Annotated in this window: 24 protein-coding genes; 13 read left to right on the forward strand and 11 right to left on the reverse strand. The window is 33.0% G+C overall.

What is annotated here, in order from left to right:
* The coding region (locus tag ACMT7R_RS01245) for a hypothetical protein (RefSeq protein ID WP_415309623.1) at positions 1-259 on the reverse strand (259 nt) is incomplete at its 3' end.
* 280 nt (positions 260-539) lie between these two features.
* On the opposite strand from ACMT7R_RS01245, the gene ACMT7R_RS01250 reads away from it, so the two are divergent.
* A complete protein-coding gene (locus ACMT7R_RS01250) occupies positions 540-1,067 on the forward strand; it encodes a hypothetical protein (RefSeq protein WP_415309624.1) in 528 nt (175 codons plus the stop codon).
* Between the two features lie 890 nt (positions 1,068-1,957).
* On the forward strand, positions 1,958-2,212 hold the full coding sequence (locus tag ACMT7R_RS01255; protein ID WP_415309625.1) for a zf-TFIIB domain-containing protein: 255 nt from the start codon (positions 1,958-1,960) through the stop codon (positions 2,210-2,212).
* Between the two features lie 78 nt (positions 2,213-2,290).
* Here ACMT7R_RS01255 and ACMT7R_RS01260 read toward each other — a convergent pair whose 3' ends face one another.
* Positions 2,291-2,617, reverse strand: a complete 327-nt coding sequence (locus tag ACMT7R_RS01260) for a hypothetical protein (RefSeq protein ID WP_415309626.1) — start codon at positions 2,615-2,617, stop codon at positions 2,291-2,293.
* Between the two features lie 490 nt (positions 2,618-3,107).
* Positions 3,108-3,404 (reverse strand): hypothetical protein, encoded by a 297-nt coding sequence (locus ACMT7R_RS01265; protein WP_415309627.1) that lies wholly within the window; start codon positions 3,402-3,404, stop codon positions 3,108-3,110.
* Positions 3,405-3,985: 581 nt separating this feature from the next.
* Between ACMT7R_RS01265 and ACMT7R_RS01270 the strand changes: the two genes are divergently transcribed.
* Together ACMT7R_RS01270 and ACMT7R_RS01275 are read left to right on the forward strand one after the other, a co-directional pair.
* The gene (locus ACMT7R_RS01270) at positions 3,986-4,174 is read left to right on the forward strand and encodes a hypothetical protein (RefSeq protein WP_415309628.1); all 189 of its coding nucleotides are present in this window, start codon (positions 3,986-3,988) and stop codon (positions 4,172-4,174) included.
* A 300-nt stretch (positions 4,175-4,474) separates the two neighbouring features.
* A complete protein-coding gene (locus ACMT7R_RS01275; RefSeq protein WP_415310536.1) occupies positions 4,475-4,948 on the forward strand; it encodes a PPOX class F420-dependent oxidoreductase in 474 nt (157 codons plus the stop codon).
* A 96-nt stretch (positions 4,949-5,044) separates the two neighbouring features.
* Here the strand turns inward: ACMT7R_RS01275 and ACMT7R_RS01280 are convergent, their stop codons facing one another.
* The 4 genes from ACMT7R_RS01280 to ACMT7R_RS01295 form a co-directional block, all read right to left on the reverse strand.
* A complete protein-coding gene (locus tag ACMT7R_RS01280; protein WP_415309629.1) occupies positions 5,045-6,220 on the reverse strand; it encodes an L-dopachrome tautomerase-related protein in 1,176 nt (391 codons plus the stop codon).
* A gap of 484 nt (positions 6,221-6,704) precedes the next feature.
* The gene (locus ACMT7R_RS01285) at positions 6,705-8,849 is read right to left on the reverse strand and encodes an ATP-binding protein (protein WP_415309630.1); all 2,145 of its coding nucleotides are present in this window, start codon (positions 8,847-8,849) and stop codon (positions 6,705-6,707) included.
* Between the two features lie 337 nt (positions 8,850-9,186).
* A complete protein-coding gene (locus ACMT7R_RS01290; protein WP_415309631.1) occupies positions 9,187-9,642 on the reverse strand; it encodes a hypothetical protein in 456 nt (151 codons plus the stop codon).
* 192 nt (positions 9,643-9,834) lie between these two features.
* Positions 9,835-10,059, reverse strand: a complete 225-nt coding sequence (locus tag ACMT7R_RS01295; protein ID WP_415309632.1) for a hypothetical protein — start codon at positions 10,057-10,059, stop codon at positions 9,835-9,837.
* A 411-nt stretch (positions 10,060-10,470) separates the two neighbouring features.
* Here ACMT7R_RS01295 and ACMT7R_RS01300 point away from each other — a divergent pair, with 411 nt between their 5' ends.
* Positions 10,471-10,683 carry a hypothetical protein gene (locus ACMT7R_RS01300; protein ID WP_415309633.1) on the forward strand — a complete coding sequence of 71 codons (213 nt, stop codon included), beginning with the start codon at positions 10,471-10,473 and terminating at the stop codon, positions 10,681-10,683.
* A gap of 224 nt (positions 10,684-10,907) precedes the next feature.
* Here the strand turns inward: ACMT7R_RS01300 and ACMT7R_RS01305 are convergent, their stop codons facing one another.
* A complete protein-coding gene (locus ACMT7R_RS01305) occupies positions 10,908-11,708 on the reverse strand; it encodes a DedA family protein (RefSeq protein WP_415309634.1) in 801 nt (266 codons plus the stop codon).
* A 471-nt stretch (positions 11,709-12,179) separates the two neighbouring features.
* The gene (locus ACMT7R_RS01310; RefSeq protein ID WP_415309607.1) at positions 12,180-12,437 is read right to left on the reverse strand and encodes a hypothetical protein; all 258 of its coding nucleotides are present in this window, start codon (positions 12,435-12,437) and stop codon (positions 12,180-12,182) included.
* 394 nt (positions 12,438-12,831) lie between these two features.
* Here ACMT7R_RS01310 and ACMT7R_RS01315 point away from each other — a divergent pair, with 394 nt between their 5' ends.
* Positions 12,832-13,038, forward strand: a complete 207-nt coding sequence (locus tag ACMT7R_RS01315) for a hypothetical protein (RefSeq protein WP_415309635.1) — start codon at positions 12,832-12,834, stop codon at positions 13,036-13,038.
* A 672-nt stretch (positions 13,039-13,710) separates the two neighbouring features.
* Here ACMT7R_RS01315 and ACMT7R_RS01320 read toward each other — a convergent pair.
* Positions 13,711-14,490 (reverse strand): copper resistance CopC family protein, encoded by a 780-nt coding sequence (locus ACMT7R_RS01320; RefSeq protein ID WP_415309636.1) that lies wholly within the window; start codon positions 14,488-14,490, stop codon positions 13,711-13,713.
* Positions 14,491-14,665: 175 nt separating this feature from the next.
* Here ACMT7R_RS01320 and ACMT7R_RS01325 point away from each other — a divergent pair, with 175 nt between their 5' ends.
* The 3 genes from ACMT7R_RS01325 (at position 14,666) to ACMT7R_RS01335 (ending at position 17,292) form a co-directional block, all read left to right on the forward strand.
* Positions 14,666-15,286, forward strand: a complete 621-nt coding sequence (locus tag ACMT7R_RS01325) for a hypothetical protein (protein ID WP_415309637.1) — start codon at positions 14,666-14,668, stop codon at positions 15,284-15,286.
* Positions 15,287-15,327: 41 nt separating this feature from the next.
* Positions 15,328-16,797: a copper resistance D family protein gene (locus ACMT7R_RS01330; protein WP_415309638.1), complete on the forward strand. Its 1,470-nt coding sequence runs from the start codon at positions 15,328-15,330 to the stop codon at positions 16,795-16,797.
* A gap of 120 nt (positions 16,798-16,917) precedes the next feature.
* A complete protein-coding gene (locus tag ACMT7R_RS01335; protein WP_415309639.1) occupies positions 16,918-17,292 on the forward strand; it encodes a hypothetical protein in 375 nt (124 codons plus the stop codon).
* 230 nt (positions 17,293-17,522) lie between these two features.
* Here the strand turns inward: ACMT7R_RS01335 and ACMT7R_RS01340 are convergent, their stop codons facing one another.
* On the reverse strand, positions 17,523-18,080 hold the full coding sequence (locus ACMT7R_RS01340; RefSeq protein ID WP_415309640.1) for a DUF308 domain-containing protein: 558 nt from the start codon (positions 18,078-18,080) through the stop codon (positions 17,523-17,525).
* Positions 18,081-18,580: 500 nt separating this feature from the next.
* Between ACMT7R_RS01340 and ACMT7R_RS01345 the strand changes: the two genes are divergently transcribed.
* The 4 genes from ACMT7R_RS01345 to ACMT7R_RS01360 all read left to right on the forward strand — a co-directional run bounded on the left by ACMT7R_RS01345 (position 18,581) and on the right by ACMT7R_RS01360 (position 20,080).
* Positions 18,581-18,889: a cupin domain-containing protein gene (locus ACMT7R_RS01345; protein ID WP_415309641.1), complete on the forward strand. Its 309-nt coding sequence runs from the start codon at positions 18,581-18,583 to the stop codon at positions 18,887-18,889.
* 312 nt (positions 18,890-19,201) lie between these two features.
* Entirely contained in the window at positions 19,202-19,366 is a 165-nt protein-coding gene (locus tag ACMT7R_RS01350; protein ID WP_415309642.1) for a hypothetical protein, read from the forward strand.
* A 20-nt stretch (positions 19,367-19,386) separates the two neighbouring features.
* Positions 19,387-19,530 (forward strand): hypothetical protein, encoded by a 144-nt coding sequence (locus tag ACMT7R_RS01355; protein WP_415309643.1) that lies wholly within the window; start codon positions 19,387-19,389, stop codon positions 19,528-19,530.
* A gap of 355 nt (positions 19,531-19,885) precedes the next feature.
* Entirely contained in the window at positions 19,886-20,080 is a 195-nt protein-coding gene (locus ACMT7R_RS01360) for a DUF1059 domain-containing protein (RefSeq protein ID WP_415309644.1), read from the forward strand.
* Positions 20,081-20,844: the final 764 nt, after the last annotated feature.

Here is a 20,844-nt window from a genome sequence, read left to right on the forward strand (position 1 = left end):
CTTTCTCCTCTTCTTCTTTTACTTTTTCATTTCTTGGAAACAATTCCTCATATGGTGCAAGAATTTCGTTTAAAATCGATCTTCCTCTTTCTGAAATTTTGTAGTTGATTATGATTTTACTGCCCCATGTTTGTTCCATTCGGGTTATCAAATCTTTGTAGACCATATCATCCAAAATCTCTTTGTGTTTCACATTATTCAATCCACAATAGCTCATGAGCTTGCTTTGATTGATTTCACCATATTCACAGAGTTTCAAGAGAATATCCTTCCTGATAAATATTCGGTCACGGTATTCATGAACCACAATGAATCAATTAATCATTATATCTTCAACTTTGTACCAAAAATGTTTATTCGATCCAAGGACGACCAAATTGTATTTCGAAATGTAGTTCTGTTGCTGCTGACAAATGATAATAAAAGGTGATTTCATATATTATTTATGTTTGTATGAAAGCAAATAAAATACCTTAGGTAACAAAGTTACGTCTCATAGGTCCAAAATGGTTAATATACCTGAAAAGAACGGTTACTGAATGACAAAATCAGGAAAATCACTATCAACCGAGACTGGTAAATATAGAAAATCAGCAATATGTTTAGTATCAATTACAATTGCAGTAACGCTAATATTTTCTACTCTTATGGGCATATCTACAGCCGTCACTACTTCCGGTGCGAATAATCTGGTATATGCACAAGGCAAGTCCACTGACACCATTAATGCCTCAAAAATAGTAAATGCATCGAAGGATGACGTATGGAAAATAATTTCTGACTTGGATAGTAATCCGAATTACTGGCCTATTACAGTGGTAGATATTATTAACGACAGCAATAGTAGAGTTGAGCGAGAAGTTACCGTGCCCGCTCCCCCTTTCATGGACAATAAAGCTCTTCAGATAATAGAAATCAATCCAGAGCAGTATAAGGTCATCGAAAATCAAACTCAGGGGGCAGTTACTGGTGTAAAGACTATAAGCCTCTATCAGGTAGGAGGAGATGCTAACAAAACTGAAATCAACATTCTCTGGTATTTGGACTCGTCAATATACCAAGCATAGGGCAAGAATTTGCAAAGAATGGTATTAGCAATTCTGTAAATGAGGCTCTTGACAAAATAGAAAATGACCTTCTTTGATAACTTCATCTATTTACTAAGAAAATTAGAAAAAATGGTCAATTCTAAAAATATGGGATGATAATTGAGAGATATTCAATCTGTTGCATCTCCTCCTGATCATCATCTCTTTTTTCTTTCCTTAATGTTTTGTGCTGTTTTAGGTTAGACAAATGCCATAATAAATTCTCTACCTCCGACCATGGCCTACTCTCGTTTAGATAGCAGTTCCCCGCAACCACTTTATTATAGATGTGTATGTTTTAATTTCACTTCCTAATGTAAGATATGAACCTAAGATTCAGCAATGTTCAATTTTTATGTTACTTGTGAACTATTCAATTCAATTCAGTGAATTTGTTCCCGATAAACTTCTAAATTTAATATAGTTTATTTACATTATTATAGTCATGATGCACTGTCCCCATCGTTCTTTTGCCTTTCAACCTCAAATGGAAAAAAGATGGCGATGGAACAAAAGAACAAAAATGAATTACGAAATTTATCATCAGTTTTTGCTCTGGATGCCAGCGAACTGGACGAGGCGTATATGAATATTCAGATGAAGTTACGTCTCTAAGGGAGAATGATCATGGATAAATTAAAACTCTTAAAATTCTAATCTTTTTTTAGATCTCCTGATTGAATTATGATATCCGTTAATCATGTTGCGAAATATGATGTTCAAAAATCCTCATATGTCAAAAAATATGTTAAGATTGCACAGTTTTGCAATTTATAGCCAAAAAGTATGTTATATTTGGATCGTGAATTATTTACCCAAATAGTGGACCATATAGATTATAAATGATGATCAGAATAAAATATTAGGGTATGGAATGTCCCCGCTGCTTCTTAGAAATGCAATTGAGTGTCAAAAATAATGAGGAGGTATGCGAATGTCCTGGATGCGAGGGGTTGTGGTTAGATGCAGAGATAATTGGGAATATATTCGACTTGAGTATGGAAAAAGAATGTGATTGTAATATGAATAGTGTCGAGCAACCCGTTACAAAAATATTCCAAACGAAACGGATTATTACTTTTATAAGAAACCATTTACTGAAAACGCGAATCCTGATGAAGTAGTTGGTTTTGAATAAGCCGTCGTTAATTAAATATTATTTACATATTATAGTAACAAAAATTAATTAGATTATTTTCTAATCAATCATACCTACCTTTATCGAATGGATCAATTATGGTCCAATCAGAAGAATTACTCTCGTATTCTTTTATGGGCGCACTTGGATCAAAACCGGGTTGATTAAACTCGGTAGTGTTTCCTATGGTATTATTCAGTGCTTTTTCTTGCCCTACCGTTACGTTATCTTCTGTAAATGTCATATTTCCCTTTCCGGGCAAAAAAGATACATCTGCATTGCTGTCTGACTGACTATCAAAAACTCCTCCTGGACCACTAGAAGCGTATACACTCACACCGCTTGCTGCAATTAATGGAGCAATTAAAACCAAAAGCAAAGTTCTAAACATATTATTGTTTGTGCATAAATTATTAAATAGTTAGGTATTTTGTTGAATGAAAATATTATTGATATAAAGATGGGTTGATACTTTATTGATCTGGATTTGCTTTTTCTTGATAAGGGTTGGGGGGGAGAATCTTTACAAATTAATAAATAACATCGGTATAAATTCTTCCGCGATCCAAAGTTTATTTTTGCATAAAGGTAACGATTATCGGTTAAGTTTATCAAAACAAGATGATGTCAAATGCATAATCGCGTTGTCTGATTCAGAAATAATAGAGGCTGTTGATCCTTCTGTGATAACCTAATGCGTTTACAAACCACAATATCTGCTCATTCGATTGCCAAATTATGAATCTCTCTTAGAGTCAGAAATACTCAACAATCAAGCAATTTCTTTTTAACAATCGGAATATCGGCTAGATCAAAATTTAAACCTTCATTAATATGAATATACTAGAATGTTATTACATTTTAATACCACTATTATTTTTCTATGACAATAAACTCTGTATCAACTCATATTGTCTCATGAACTCTAATCCTTTTTGAGAAATGGTGTAGTGAGGAACTTCATTGTGGTCCATACTTGACAGCAAAGTTTTGTCTGTAACCTTTCTGACCAATTCGCAGGAGAAGAGAATTGATATCACGGTTTTGTTAGTTGTAATCCTGTATTTTGTTAATGGACCGTGGTGGTTATTCAGATAAACAAGTGCATCATAAAGAGAATCATAATAACTTTTATGCTTTTTTAATTTAGTTTTATAATCTCTTATTATCACTGGCATGATTCAATTAATCATATTTATTATGGTCAATAAATTTTAAATCCTTAGTGTAACTAAAATAGACAATAATGTTATGTAGTAATCATACAGAATATTCTTCTATATTGTAAAAAAGAATAAAGTGAAAAGAGCAATAAGTTAAAACCAAACTACAAAGTTCCTAATGATTTGTCAATCAATCTAAAAAGTATGAACAGTTACAAATGCCTTATGGTAGTATGAAGCTACACAAAATAATGTAACAGGATTTTGTAGACTTTGTTGTGAATGATTCTACGAACTCTGCTAGATACTATTATCGGTTTAGCTGAACATCTTAGAGACAAAACCACAAATTTTGATCGAAAAAATTTTAGATGCAACTCGAATTGACTGCAAATTTCATACTCTCAAAATAACGCAATTTAGTATCAATCAACTAATCCTGTATGTGGTACGGTAGTTCAAAAATAATATTAAAAAATCTGCAAATACACTGTGCTTTGAGTATTATAATAACCTGGGTAACACAAATTATGCAATAAATGCAGATAGTGTAAAAATTAGGGCATATAATAAGTAGTCTAATTTAAAATACTATAATGTTTCGATCAGATAAGGTATCTTGTGTATTCAGATGTATTGAGCAGAAGGAATTGATTAGAGGTGCGAGTCGATCCAAAAGGAAGAACTCATCTATTGTTGTTCCTATTTTAGACTATGGTAGAGGAATAGATTCTGAAATCCTTCCAAGGATTTTGCCAAATTTGATTCAAAATCCTGTAGTATAACAGGAATAGGATTGTATTTCTCTAAAAATATTATGAAAGCATATGGAGACAAGATTTGGGCAATAAATAATTTAATGGGGAGGAGCTACTTTTAGTTTTAGTTTGGCTAAAGTTAATTTTACGTAAATTTGCAGTTGAATTTGGAATTCCTTAAGAAACAGATATGATCGTGTATCATATCCTCATTTTGCTATTATTACGTCGACTGCTGATACTACTGCTGGATGTAGTCAAACTACTTAGGATCCTTCTTTTTTGAACTTGGGGAAATCTCTATTTTCCACCTTCATCCTTCTTAAATTGACTCCTTTTTCAGCTAAAATATTAACGTATAAAAACAATTATTCTCAGTATTTAGATATGAGTCAAAAAGATAATGAACAAATTGATGCATCTTTGCGAAACCTCTTTGAAGACAAAAATCTTGCTTTCGTCGCTACGATTATGAAAGACGGGTCTCCACAGATAACTCCTACGTGGGTGGACATAGACAACGACAACCAAATTCTTATCAATACCGCAGTCGGGAGAATAAAACAGAAAAACGTGGCACGAGATCCCAGAATTGCTATATCAATTGCAGATAAGAATAACCCCTATCACATGGTCACTGTTAGAGGAGAGGTAGTCGATCAAATTACTGGGGAACTGGCAGATGAGCATATAAATAAAATGGCCAAAAAGTATCTAAACAAAGATAAATATCCCTTTAGCACTCCGGGCGAAAAAAGAATTCTATTTAAAGTGAAACCTACAAAGGTCGGTTCTATGTAAAAAGTTTCAATATCAATAATAAAAAATTTTTTTAATTTTTTCAATCAACTATCCATGTAATTTTTGATATCATTGCTGCAAAATAAATATTATGAATCAGCGTAGTAAAACAGGTTGTGCATTTACACGCGTTCGAAATAACGTATATGGTTTCATACGTAAATCTTTTCCCCTGTTATAGCGGGCTTGACGATGTAACTGATTAGCAGTGACATATAAGTATCCATCAGTTGCAAGAGAAAGAGTATCTGGCCACAACAATCGCGTGTCATACACTATGGTTTCCCACACTTTATTATAGTAATTAAGTCGAAGGATTGCATTATGCTCATAATTGGTTGAGTATATATTTCCTTCAGAGTCTGATTCTAGGCCATCTGATGCACCACCTCTGTCACCATGATGATGGACAGTTTCTGCCACCTCTTCTTCGGAAAAGTCTCGATTGGTCAATGCATCAGTTTCAACACTAAATAAACTACGGCTTCCAAGTGGACAGTAAAATATTCGAGATCCATCCGAACTTATGGCTATGCCGTCTGCACCCATATTAGCACATTGTTGAATAGTTCCGTCAGGCTTGTGTTCCAAAAATGGCCTTCCTTCCACTAGGGGAAGAAAAGTTTGAATGTCCTCCGCTTTGGTAGAAACGTGGTCATTTAACCGACGCCAGCTTTCTCCTGTTGCAAGATCAACTGCAATTATTCCATTTGAACCTTTTTGAGAAGAATCTGTGATAAACGCAAATCCTTCGTTTCCTCTTCTGAGATCAAAACGAATATCATTGAGATAGGTAGTTGGAAGTGCAACTGTTTGAGGAAAGAGAATTTTTTTTATTAATTTATTTGTGTCTAAATTTATGCAAATCAATTTCGGACCTCCAAATTCTGTTGGCTTAAATAGCGGACTACCAGTATCAAGTATCCATAAACGATCTGCTGGATCTACTACTACAGATTGTACAGATACTAAGGTTGACGCCTGATCTTGCTCGTCCGTTTCGTTAATTTCTTGATTAGGATAAGCAATGGTTTGACCATCTCGAATTTCTGCTACTGTAAACTTGACGTCGTCACCCCATTTTGGAAAATTTACAAAAATTCTTCCCGTATGTGATACTGTCACCCCTGTTGGCATGGCATCATCAAAAAAAGCAACCGGTTCTAAAGCACCTTGCGGTCGCGAGGTTGGTAGTTCATGAGCCGGTATGCCATCAGATTTTACCGGTGTTTCAGTTGAGCCGGCTTTTCCTGACGCAACATTGTTTTTCATGCTTATCTAGGGATAACATCCCTGAAATACCCTAGCAAAATAATAAAACTATTGGTAACGCCTTTCATGTTTAATGCCCATTTCAAGTAGATCTGATTTTGTTTTGGATAGTCTTATACAAATCCACTATTGATCATCTTTTAAGTTTAAAGAAGACAAACTCAAAATATGTTGTTGATTTATTTGAGTTATTATATGATACATACAATATCGAATATTCTGGGAGACAAGTAGTCGATATTTTGTGACTAGTATCTTCAAAAGATACCACTTAGACTATTTTATATCTAAATCCAAACGAGTGCTCTAATCTTATGTAAGGTTATTTAATGCTTTTTAATAAAAACTGTAATTTTTCCATTTTTGATCAAAGAATCGATCTCTATATCTACTATCAATTAAACAAATGTCATTTAAGCAAGGCAGATAAATGTCATATCAAACTTGATCCAAATCAAAATAATGATGCTTTCTTAAACCATATCTATTGTGGTATACCAAAGCTAAAGGTACATCCCCTCATATCATGATTATTCTTAGCCCAAATTCTACCTCCATGAGCCTCAATAATTTTTTTACACAAATATAATCCAATACCAGCACCATAGTATGAATCAGAGGCAAATTTCGTAAATAATCGTGCTAGAATTTCTGGTTTGAGGGATTCTCCGTCATCAGTTACGTTTAATTCTACTACATCTTTAGAATGGATTCTTGTCTCACTCATTGTTAGTATTATTGTACCTCTGTTCCTAACAAATCTCATAGAATTGTCGATTAGATTTTGGATTACCTGACTCATCCTAAATTTGTCGGCGAATACAAAATACTCTTTGTCAAAATTTCGGTATTCAAAAGTTATAACCTTGTTGTATTCAATGTTGTTAACAAAGTCTGTAACGATGTATGTTACTAATTGATTGAGACTAAATTTTTCTTTATTTAGGTAAAGTATATTACCTTCGAGTCGCGTTATATCTAATATGTTTTCAGATAACCTGTGAAGTTTTTTTGCATTAGATATGGCAATACGCAACAAGAAGTTTTGATCGTTATTTTTGATTTCATTCTTTAGAATTTCTGTAATCCCTAAAATCGATTGCAAAGGGGTACGTAACTCATGAGCCACCAAATCCATAAATCTGCTCTGCATTTTGCCTTGGCCTTTTAGTTTTTCATGTGCATCCTTAAGTCGTTTATGTATTTCTGATTGATTCCAAAGGTTATTGAAAATCGCAGTAATAGTTTCAGATGTCTTGATACTTTCAACAAATACGGCCATTCCCAATGCCTGTGTAAATTTTTGTTGATTATCGTCTACTACTTCCCACATAACCGTAGTCTTGTTATCAAAAACTAGGATCCTATTAAGCGATGCCATTGTCGGTTCAAGATCCTTGAATACAATATTTTGATATTTAGATTTTATTTTGTTCGTTTCATGTGCATTCTCCGAGTCCGGAATAGTTAAAACTCTTAGTTTAACCCCTTTAAACCCTAGTTCATTTAGCATTCTAAAGCCACCCTCCAGCTCAGAGCGATAAAATCCATTTGTAGAAGGAAGTATAATGAGAACCTCCTTTTTGGCCAATGCAAATAATTCATAAATTCTGTGCATCACATCACTTGAGTCGTATACTATGTCGATTTTATCGTCTGTTTCATTTTCTATCTCGTTTATCCTTGCCTCAAAATCCATTCCATTTTTCCAAAGTTTTTCAAATATCATGCTATAGAAACTCAGATTTGCTTGATCATCATTTAGAAATAAATTGTCCATTACCATCCTGCCGTCATTAATTCTTTCAATCGTTGATGCAAAAAACCGATCTGATATAGCAAAATCAAAAGCTGGTTTCTCATGGATATGGCGTATCTTTAATCCACTTTTAGCAAGTGATCTTACTAGATCTATATCATTTTTGTTTCTAATCGATGTTAGCCACCTAACCCCTCCATGTTTGCCACTTTTTTCCTTTGCTACAATTGAATTGAAATTTTCAAAGTAATCTTGAAATTCAAATAACATTCCACCAATTGATGAATAAACACAAATGAATTCAGAGTTATCTACAAAATAAGATAGTTTATCTGCAATTTTCTTATCGATTTTAAATCTTGATGCTGATGTAGCAGGAGTAGTAATAGTAACAAGATCATTTAAATTGAGGTCATTGACTGTACCTTCATTTTGAGTTTTATAATAAACACCGTTTGAAAATAATGCTTCAAAAAAAGTATGTGAGGCTGACAAGAGGTCTTCACTATTGCTGTAAGTACCATTTAAGATAATTGTGCCGGATGTGTTGCAATTGAGTTTAATATATTCTGATTCCGAAGTTGCAATTATTCCTCTGATGTTATCGAGTTGTTTTATTTCTGTAAATGAATTAAGAATAGATTGAAAATCAGGATAGTTTTGTATAGGGTTTTTGATAATGCCTCTAATGACGCCACCTTGTTTCTTTAGTTGTTCGCAGAGTTCCGAGAATTCTGGGCAAGAACCTAACAGTATTAAACCATCTACGCCCACCACGATGTCTAGTCTTGATTTAACATTTCTAATTAACCCGTACAGGCGATCGAGAGCATTTTCATCGTTTTGAATAGTTTGAATATTATCGCCCATCGTCAAAATTATTCACATTATGGTGAAACTTATATTTATGGAATTCTATTACTAATTTAAGAATCAGACTTTAATGAGTGTCATTAAATCAAATTTAAATCTGATAATCAAAATCTGTTTCTATAATACAAATCCATTTTTAAAATCCAACTCAAAATAGTAATATAATGAACTGCTAGAATGAGTTGGCAACTGATGAAAATAAAAAAAATTATTCATATATTTCACAATAAATCAAAGTTCGCTTTGTTGGTGGCACCAAAAGAAGTTCAGATACACAAAGATGTAACTTGGCCTCACCTTACAGAGTTCTTTTTAGATCTCTTGTATGGTTATTTTACGCGGTTGAGTTAGACAATAATTCTACAGATTTGTCTAGATTGGCATTTATCTCATCGATATGATCTTGTAATTCTTCAACTGACACTCGGTCTAGGATCATCTTGCGCAATTCTTCTCTCATTTGAATTTCAGTAGTTTCCATTAAAGGCCTGTCTATTTCAGCTAATCGACCCTCTACATACTCATAGTTATCTAGATAGGCCGTAGTTGCAAGCTCTTCTGCTCCTGTATAATTCTGATTGGTATATTCTATAACTGTTTGATTCAATAGACCTCTTATTACAGAAATAAATTCAAGTGGAGTTTCTGGTTCGCCTGTTCCACTTGATGTGACATTATTTGCTGCTTGCGCATGAACACTTGGTAAAACCGTTAGTGTGCCCCATATCATAACTATAGATAACAATGAAAATAAAAACAAATTTGTTACGGTCTTTTTTGTAAAATTCATAGTGTATATAACTGAAATATTTTGGTTTATTAAATTATGATGTTCATTATAATATTTGAGAATCAGGTGACTAGTCTAAAAATGTAAGAGAATGATTGGTAACGATAAAACGGTTTCTCATCTGACATTCTTCCAAATCTAATTTGGTTTTGGATAATTTTGATTGATTTGATTATCTAAAGCCTATTTGGATTAATAAACGATATTAGATAACTTGTTTCTGCTAGGTCCATAAATACTTGCGATATATCCCTCTATATTTTTGAGCTTGTCTATTCTTGCTGTAAAAAGCTTACAACTTCCAGAATCTATCGGTCCCCTACTTTTGCTAATATTTTCCCCTGGAAAATAAAGGAAGGTATCTCTAACTACTTTTGTATTGCACAAGGTGGCGGGTAAATTGTAACCATCATCCAATAAGTCAATATCCGTTAAACTATATGGGCACCATTAAGATTCAAGCTGAGTTTGTCTTTGTAAAAATTTGTATTGCCCTGGTCGTTTATTTGCGCCTAAACAATCAAAGAATAGAAATTGAAAACAACTGGTGTGGACATTAAAGATTGTTTTATTTCGTTCGTTTAGCAGAGTAATTTTTTTGTCAGCGGGAAGGTCTTCTTCACTGTTCATGTGTTGATGAAATTAATTTTATCTATGGTAAAATACTATGTTTCATAATTTTTAGTGATAGGCATGAGTTATGTACGTGACGATAAAAATTATACAGATCCAAGCTGAATTCAGGGGTAGACCTCGTCTGCGCAAAAAAAGAGTAGGTGATCTGACAGGAATGAACCGCCAATTAACGAAGCAACCAACAAAACCATTGTGTCTAAGCTTGCAAACTTGCTTGAAGATCTCAAGTTTCCAGCTACAAAAGAGGAGATTTTGGATCACATTAACAGAAAGTCACCATCTATGGGCAATAGAATAAACGATGTATTTGAAAGTGTTCAAAATAATCTTGAAGAGGGAATTCAATATGAGAATACATACCAAATTGGACTAGCATCAAAATTAGTAGAGGCCAATGAAGTTTGAAAATTTCATGAATTCATAAACTGATTACCAACCGATAGGTTAGACTAGTGATCTAAACTAGTTAGTTTCTCTTTAGAAAACAATCTCAACAGTAACAAAACTATTTTAAAAAATTCTATTTAAGATGAACCATGGTTAATAGTCACTAATAGTTAATTCAAGTCCCTTACATATAGAATAAACGCCCTCTCCTTAGAACACTGGAAAAAGAAGAGCCTGTTCTACTAGGGTTTGCTTATCTTTTTATTTTTATAGAATCGATATGAAAGTCCTCCTATTATGCCACCTACGACGATAATTGCGACTAGATCAAATACAAAAGAATATTCCTCATATAGGTTGCTCCATACATCGCCTATGAAGAAACCGATTGTTGTTAAAAATGTGCACCATACAAATGAACCTGCAAAAGTAAAAATTACAAACGTAGATAGTTTCATTTTTTCAATTCCAGCGGGAATAGAGACTAGTTCTCGAATTCCTGGAGCCATTCTGCCAAAAAATACAGCAGCTGAACCATGTTTATCAAACCATTTTTCAGATTTTTCTAGCTCTTTTTCTCCAATTCCAATGCGATTACCAAGTTTAAGTATCGCCACTCTCCCTATTCTTCTTGATATATAGTAAATTATTAATGCACCACAGGTTGAACCCCCTGCCCCTGCCATTGACATACCAATAACACCTTCTATAAACCCCAAATGTTTCGTAAATGCGGTAATGCCTGCCAAAGGAAATATCAATTCACTGGGAATGGGTGGGAAAAGATTTTCTACCAATGCAGCAGTAAAAACTCCTACATATCCATACTCTGCTATCCACGATGTAGTAACATTTACTATACTCGGTATCAAAGAAAGATCAGAATAAGGGTTAACATTTTCAATGCCGGACGGGTTGGCATGTAGTAAGCTTGTATCCGTACCGCGCAATTCAGTAACTGCGAAAGTAATGTTGTCTAATAAAGTGACATAGATTAGTAGAGAGAGAGTTAAAATTCCTGCAGAGGCTGAAATATACCGCATTTTGTCTTAGTTGATTGTATGAATTTTGGTTCTTAAATTAAATCTACCAATACAAAATAAATCTGAATCACAATAGTCTCTTATACACACAATGGTCTTTGACTCATACAAAATATTTTCTGGAATCAATATGTTATTCTGTATCTAATATACTATTTAACAATCTTGTCCACTGATTTCTTTCAAAATCTATTCAATGATTTGGATGATTACTTTAGACTACTTCATAAACAAAAAATAAATCTTTATTATCCCGAAATCTATCGGGAATCTACTACATTGAAAATAATATAAAACGGACCTAAGAGTCATTTATGTATATTTGCTGAGCTTAATTATTAAAACAACTGTAGATTCATTGACTCGTTTAAAAAAGAATTATTACCGATCAGTTTATTGTTTTATTGGTTAATTACTATTTAATAGGAATAACACTGTAAAAATCCAATAATGAGAAAACAAAAAAAAAGATTAGTCGTTTGCTTGAGCTAGGCCGTTACTTCCTGTATTGGCTTGGAATTGGAAGTTTATATTATTTCCAGAAGCTATGGAACTTCCACCTGAAATTACTTGGCTATTTTGTTTTGATTTTTGAGACTGACTAATTATTTGTTTTGCCTTGTTACTCTTTTTTGCTAATGCATCTTCTGAGATTGCAAGTGGAGCCAAAACTAATGCGAGTGCTAGAACAACTGCTGTTGATACTAGTAATGTTTTAGTTGTATTCATACCTGTAAATTTTATTGTTATAATTCAATATATATTAGCTATTTTAGAGTTTTTTGTGAATATGTTCAGGTAATATTGAACAGTAAATAATCCTGGTTGATTTTTCCATTTATTAAACGTTTTGGGATCTACATAATCTCTCGTTTCTGTGACAGGTCACAAATGTATCGGTTTGTTAATTTATTTTATAGTGCCAATTAAGAGATTAAAAACAGACCTTTAATCCATAAAATACCCATGTGCAAAAAGAACAGAATTTAGGTGAAATATAGTTTAAGGAAGTATTCCTCATACATTTGTCAGAATAGATTGTTGGCTTACCCATTATATTTTAATTCTGCTATACTCTTAGATGTCCATTTCAATTATTCAATTAGGTGCCGAACACCTATAATTGCCGAGTTCAATCAATCTTATGAGGATGCCAATGTTAGTTATTTTTTTATCAAGCTTTACTCTATTCACTGTTGTTACTATTGATTGTGCTACTTCGATGATAGATAGAAATTATGCATTTGCTCAAAGAACACCTCTAGAGGGTGTTTCAAATACCGCAGACAAAATAATTATTGAAATGAATTCGGTTACATGTGCTCCATAATCCGATCCTTCAATTGATCAACTCAAGATTCTCATCAATTACCAAACGACAAATCCGGTTCTAGTTAATACCCCAATGGCAGGAATCATGAGGGTTTTCTATCTGACGGTTCTCTTATAAAGACTTCATCAATTCCAAAGGAATATGTAGGAGGTCAATCAGGGATTGTTCAATTTGCTACTTCTTTTAATGATCTCAGCATTCAAGACGTAAGGGCTGAGTTTTATATGTTTAGAGCTAATGATGAGACTATCTCTAACACTCTTTCAATTAATGCGTCCCTAACAAAATGACACAATGGACTAATATTGAAAATAAAAATGTAATTCGATTATTTGCTTTCCATCATGCCCTCGAAATATGACCTAAGTATTGGCATAAATTGATAATCCACGCTAAGATAATTAATATTAAAAAAAAGTAAATATGGATCAAAAGTATCTGAACTTTATTTACTCTTATGAAGAGGCATTAGTTTTTGCATTTGCATTTGTCATTTGGCTGGGTTATTGGTCAGTGTATCATCTATAATCGTCTTTATAAAATTTCTTGTACATTCACCGAATATAGTAGAGATATTATACAACTCAGAGCTCCAAATAAGCATTTTCTTGTTTATTTTAGGCCCGAAGAAATCAAATTGAAAAGATATAATCTAGGTCAAATAAAAGATTAGTTCTTTATCGGTACATCAAATACATGATTGATGTCATACTGTCCAATTCTTTGAACAGTGACTTTTATTTGCCAATTGCCTTCCTGACTGATGAAACTTCCAGATTTAGAGAATATCCCATCCCCTATTTTTTCCATGGTTTCAGCAAGGGGTCCTAAATTCTTTTCTGGGTTATTAAATTCCAAGAATATGTTCCTTATATTTTTGACAGCAGTTCCATTCTCATGATTAACCCCTAAAGTAAAATTATTTTGGCCGACTATAAATGGGGTAATACTAAAATTAAGAACTACGTTATCCGAAGAAGTATAGTTTTCAGTAAATATTGTGGAACGATTCATATCTAAGTTAGATTGTTGATTTTGATTTTGCGTGATACTCTTATCTTCAAATGTGAACACATACGAGCCTTTAGTAATATGCCCATCATCCTTTGATAATACTGCCCAATTAACGGTGTATATTCCAGGAGTTATTTTCGATTTATCTAATGATACAGCAATGGTTTTGTCAGAATCTAGCGTCGTTAAATCATTTGTGTCTATTCTCTCATTATTTGAATTTAACACTTTTATGCTACTTGCTTTTATTTCAGGCCTTTCTGTAAATACTATTGTAACTTCGTCTGGTAATGATTGAGCCGAATCCAAAATAGAATTGGGAGTTGGGTTATAGGTAATAGGACTTGCATGTCCATATGCAGGAAAAATTGACAATGTCGTCCCTACAACAAATAGAAGAGCAAAAAAAGTACCGAGAATAACTTTCATATCCATATTTAACAAATAATTATTATATTATTTATTGTACAACATTCGAAGCATACAGATGTTTAGATACGTTTGTTCTTGATCCAGTGATTAATCTTATTTCATGTCTTCAGTTCATTTTTTCATTTTATTCGAGTTTTGTACAATAAACGTTATAATCGAATTCAGAGCAAGTATTACAATGAAAAGTTTTCATCTCATGCTTGTTGGAATTGTAATTGCAATGTCCTTGCTAGTAACGGCGCCCATATTGCAAATGTCCTATGCACATCAAAGAGCTCTTTTTAATATAAATGGTCAAGATTATCTGTTTGTAATTGGCTCACTAAATGAACCTGTTTCTGTAGATGATAAGACTGGTGTTGAATTTAGAGCAATGTACCCGGACCCTGCCAATCCGACTGATTCTAGAGCAAACGGTACCCAACCAGCAACCGGGTTAGAAGAATCTTTAAAGGTGGAAATTTTAGCAGGTGACAAGAACTTGACATCCAACTTGGAACCATCTTTTGGAGAGCTCGGAAGTTATGAGTCTGAACCATTTTACCCGACAATTGCAACAACATATGACTATAGAATATATGGCGATATTAATGGGGCCGCATTTGATGTGACCTTCTCTTGTCAACCTTCTGGCGGTGAATCAGCTCAAGGTGATAATTCCACAGTACAAATATCTGAAGGAGTGGAAAGAAAAGCTCTCTTAGGGGGATTTGGATGCCCTGAAGATAGAATAGGTTTCCCTGAACCATATATTTCTCAGTATGAAATAAGCCAGGAGCTAAACCGAACCTCCAATTAATTTTTTGTTAAGACAAATTTACACTCATAAATCAAATTCGTATGTCGCTATCTAAAATTATCTACTTTTTTTTGGTTTTATCATTTGTTTCACTCTGCCTTGTTAATGTCGACGTAAATGCACTTGCCCAGATTGAAACTACACTTGAGAATACTGTATCTACCGAAGCTGTAACATCTGTAAATGATGCAATTTTGAAATCATTGGTAATCATATCTCAAGTAGCAGTTTTGGGGATCCTTTTTAATTACTTCATTTTTAACTGGTTTCTCAATAAAAAAAGAGACATTCGCTATAGATTTTATGAATTAAAGCAGCAAAGTGTCTACTTTGATGTGAGAACTCTAAAAAGAGTATCTTTTGTAGTAATACTATGTTGTGTAACTTTAGTAATTTTTTCAACTTGTATAATTTTACTTCAATCATATCAACTCTCACAGACTATGGATTTGGACATTTATTCTGCGTTTGATATATTATTTAGTACTTCTGTAGGTCAGGTTTGGCTGTTACGTGTTTTGACATCATTCACCATTATAGCGACGATAGTTTTGTATTATTTTACATCTAACACGAGGGCTAGAATAACAAATCAAATGAATGATGATAAACATTCTGCAAACAAAATACATTTTTTTAGAAAAAACAAGTTAAATCAAATGTTTCTATTGGGTTTAATATCTCTGTCTTCACTTAATCTTTTTTCTAATAGTATGGTTAGTCATAGTAATTCGCTATCATCGTTTTCTGTTCTTGCAGTGTCGATGGATTGGATTCATTTCATGGCGGTGTCCATTTGGATAGGCGGACTGTTTTATCTTTCATTGATTTTTTTGAAAAATATTAAGCCTGTTGAGTACGATGGTACCGTGAATAGGGCGAATTCAGTTTCTGATATTTCTAATGACCTCGTGAGTATTCATAATGTATCTATTTCATTGATGTATTTTTCTTTTGTAATTATTATTGCTCTCTGTGTAATTGGGATTTCTGGATTAATCTTAGGTTTCATGCATCTCCAGGACTTGAACTCTCTATTTGGTACATCATACGGACAAATACTAGTTCTAAAACTAGGATTAGTATTTCCATTAATATTTATAGGCCGGTATAATCAGCTCAAAATATATAAAAATACATCGCTGGTATCATTTTTGGTAAAAAACAAAGGTAATAATGACACAACAGATAGCATTTCAGACCCGTATCAACAAACTAGGGATGAGTTATTTAAAAAACTCAACAGATCTTTAAAGATCGAATCGTTATTAGGAATAGCTGTTCTCATAGTAGCCGCATTTCTATCAGTGACCTCGCCGCCCTCTTTAGAAGCAACTGATCAAGATACATTTAATATTCAATCTAGCAATGTAAGCGAATCCGGTAGTTCTTTTTTCTTTTTACTCGTGATATCTCTGGTTGTAATTATATCTATCATTGGGGTAGTAAATTTCAGAAAGAATCAAAAACAGGTAAAAGAAATATTTGCCATTACTGGTGACGGCAACTGAATAAAAAGTTAATTCTTGTTACGGTTTTTAGTATTGAATCTGGCGCTTAAAAAGTTTATAACATATAGGAATGGTTTTGAAATCAACATATTATTATATGTTTTTGAGTAAGTATTGATAATGAATTCTATTATCATGATCGCAGTTGCTGCATCAATTTGTACTGCGATAGCCGGAATCTTACATTTGACGATGCTACCTGCCCCCAATACGAACATGACCATTTTATTTTTGGTTGGCGGTATCGCTCAAATATTTTGGATAATTCCGACGATCAAAAGATGGGGCAAGGCCTGGGACTATGTTGGCATTGCTGGGACGGTCGCTTTCATTATAATTTGGCTAATAACTCGTATGCCTGACAACCCAATTACGGGTCGAGCCGGTCGTATTGGAGAATCGGCAATAATTATCGAAATATTCCAGATCGCCTTTATAGTTCTATTAGGTATTTTGATAAGTAAAAAAACCGTTTCTCCAACATCCAAGGCATAAAATTCCAACTTCCCCTTTTTTAACCGATATCCACATTGAATGAAAGAGGTCTTCAGATGATTGGTTTGAAATGAGATTCACAAAACTATAAAAAAACCAATTCAATAATTAAACAAAGTTGTTTGACTGCAATGTTTGGGTATTCTCAGTTGATGGAGTTAGAAGGTTATTATTACAAGATTTTTAAAATAAAAGTAATTCAGTTCTGAATAAAAGAGTTTATTATTTGGCTATGTCATGTCATTTGTCCTTCTGTTCTGTTGACCAGAAATTCCTGCTGAAAGAATCTGAAATCCGGTAACCAGCAATGCTATTCCTATTAGTATGCCTGCAAAAATGAGCCCTATTCCTGGAAATACGATTACTATTATTGCTAATACTATGGAAAGCACACCTACCCCAACACTAAATCCTTTAGACCATTTTACACTTGTCTTATCTTTAATTCCGTGAACTATTCGAGAAATTCCATCAACCAATAGAGCTATACCCAACAAAAGAACTACAAATATGCTTGCATCTATAGGATAAGCTAGGGCTATTATTGAGACAATTATTACTATTATTCCCAAACCAATACTTGCAAATCGAGATTTACCGGGTATAAATAAACCACTTATTACTTTTTCAATTCCTGCAAACAACAAGAGAAATGCTAGGAAGAAAATAACGGATATCGCACCTATTATAGGATTAATTAATACTACTATTGACAAGAATAATATCAATATTCCTAAACCTATCTGAATGACACGTAGCCAATTTGGTGATTTCTGTGTGGTAGTCAAATTAACTTATCTCCATCCTCCTGAGTCCAGATATTTGATAAATTTTGGAGTTAATTGAAATAATTGTGGAATTACAAATGCCAACCATTATTAGTATCCTAATAAATTGAGTATATAATAAACATTTCTAAATGGTAACTAAAACTTTTCTACCATTGTGAACGTCTCTTGAATTATGCTATTATTCCACAATCCTTAGAATCTTGATTGAATAGTTAAATGCCGACTCTATTTATTTGCTCAAATTAAGGCCATATGAATTGCTAATACTATTCAAGCACAATAATTTACTGTTTAACATGAACAGCTCATTCTCTTAATTTTATTACCAAAATGCATGAGGATCGAATGGTTTGTGATGTCTAGATATAACATTTTCTATGGTAAATTTCTATTGGCAACCACGTAAATCTAGATATAACCTTTTAAAGGTAATTATTTTCTAAAGTTCTTCACGGGTGGATTGAAAGAAATAAATTCTCCATGTCTTTATCTTTTTCGTGAAAGACAAGACATTTGATTTTCTTGGTACAAAGTTTACAATCAAAGTCCTGAGTTCCGAAACAGACCATAGGTACACAGTTCTAGATGTAATTCATCCACCAAACTTGGGACCGGCATTGCACAAGCATCCAAGGAGGTCAGAAACTTTTTACATAATTGATGGTGATTATAATTTTATTTCAGATGAAAGGCCAATAGGTGGTAAACCTGGGAATACAATCTTTGTTCCAAAAGAAACTCCTCATAGATTGGAGGTGGGATCTAAAGGTGGACACGCTAATTGTAATAAGTCCTCCAGAACTTGAATTTTATTTTTTCAGTGTCGGTGAACTATTGAGTATCGGTAAGGGCTCACATAAGGAAGAGTCTTGCATAGGGGAAAAGTATGGGCAGGTTTTTCTTTATGACACTAGACACTGGATTTAAGTAATTCGTTGTTAATCGTTGAATATGTAATTCGAAAAGTTTGCACATTAAAGATCATAGCCGTGTTCAAAGTGTCAAATTAAAATTTCTTATTGTTCTTGTATTTGTTTATTATATTATGCATTAAATTGATTAGAACTAGAAATAATAATAATTTTTATAAAAAGTTTATAGAATAAAAGCATACCATAATGACCGAAAATGAGCCATTCAAGAATATGATTGAAAATGCATATCTTCAGCAAAGACAAATGATTGAAACTAATGCATCCATATTAAAAAACTACTCTGGCATGTTTGGAAAAAACGAAAGAGCTGGTAATATAGAAAAGGTCAAATTACACTTTTTAACTTAAACGACGATACAAAAAAATCATTGCTCGACCAGTTGGATCTAGTTAAAGATAATTTTCTCTCCAATGCCGTTAAAATAAAGGATGGTTTTAAAGATACGGTTAATTTTGACAAGTTTAGATTGAATTCTAATGGCTCAGTTGGTTCAACAAATGAATCTAAATGATGATAAACCTGACTACATTTTTAAGTTCAATCTTTAACCTTTACTGCACTCTCAATAAAATGTGTAGAATTTCCTATATTTTATGATCAAATAATTTTACACATAGTCTAATCATGAGAAAACATTACTCTTGTGTGTATCGTAATATAGTATAGGAGCAAAAATTAAATCCAGATGTTATTGTTATCGTAGTTTTCATAGGTTAAGACCAGCTCCAATTCATATACCGCCCGATTAAATATTGGGTATGAATGTCAAGTTGTACTAATTCAGAGTTGTTTTGTTTATAGATTCTGTCAAAATATGGAATTTAAAAGATATCCTTATTTTGATCCAAATCACTTGTTATCTAAACATGACACTTAGTCTTAATTGTAAAGATGCTGGAGATCCAGTATGTACCCATACAATGTATGGTGAGACAGAAGAAGAATTGATTGAAAATGCTAAGAAACATGGCATAGAAGTTCACGGCTATACAGAAGAGTCATTTAAAGAAGAGATAGCAAAAAATCTAGAGCATTTTAGACAAGCAATAAAAACTAGTTGAATTCCTCAATTCCTTTATTTTTTTCATTCAGAACAGATGTGTTTACTGGATAAGGAATAGTGTGAGTTGACTTGAGAAATTAGATAATGTTATTGCACAGTTATTACATCAATTCAATGCTTCAGGAGTAGGAATGCAAAAATTTGAAAGAGAGAGCAGTAACATTATGGTTGCAATATTCAGTTGAAATATTTGTCTCTACATAAGAATAATCAATTTCATTATCGACATACAATAAATTATCAAGATCGATTTAAAGGTAAAATTTCAAAAATCAATCAAAAAATAGAGAATTTTGCTTAGTCAGAGATGTATTATTACCTACATTCATTTGGTTTTGAGCTAGAACGATTCATCTACTAACCACTTACCAGAGTTATCCTTAAAGAAAACAATGATGTTTGTAAGCATTAATTGGAATGTGTAATCTCTATATCTTATATTTTTGGTATAAACTAACTAGTAAATAACCTACCCACATCTTATCAATCTTTAGGAAGAAAATCAAACAATTAATATCCGTATACCGGACGAAATTAAAAGTTTGACAATTTGATCTGCTTTTAAGTGGAATCGGGTATTAATATATTAAGGGTAATTAATTATAATTTTGTGTATCAAAAGACACAAGCAAATTTTTCCGCCAAACAAAAATTAAACTAAATTTCATTGATAAGATTCACAACCATCTGGTGTTGTAATTTATAAAGAGATATAGCTGAATGTGGTTATAAAAGAAATAGGATTGGCTCTGTTTGCTCCAA

It is taken from the genome of Candidatus Nitrosocosmicus sp. FF01, from assembly GCF_047711275.1.
GTDB lineage: Archaea > Thermoproteota > Nitrososphaeria > Nitrososphaerales > Nitrososphaeraceae > Nitrosocosmicus.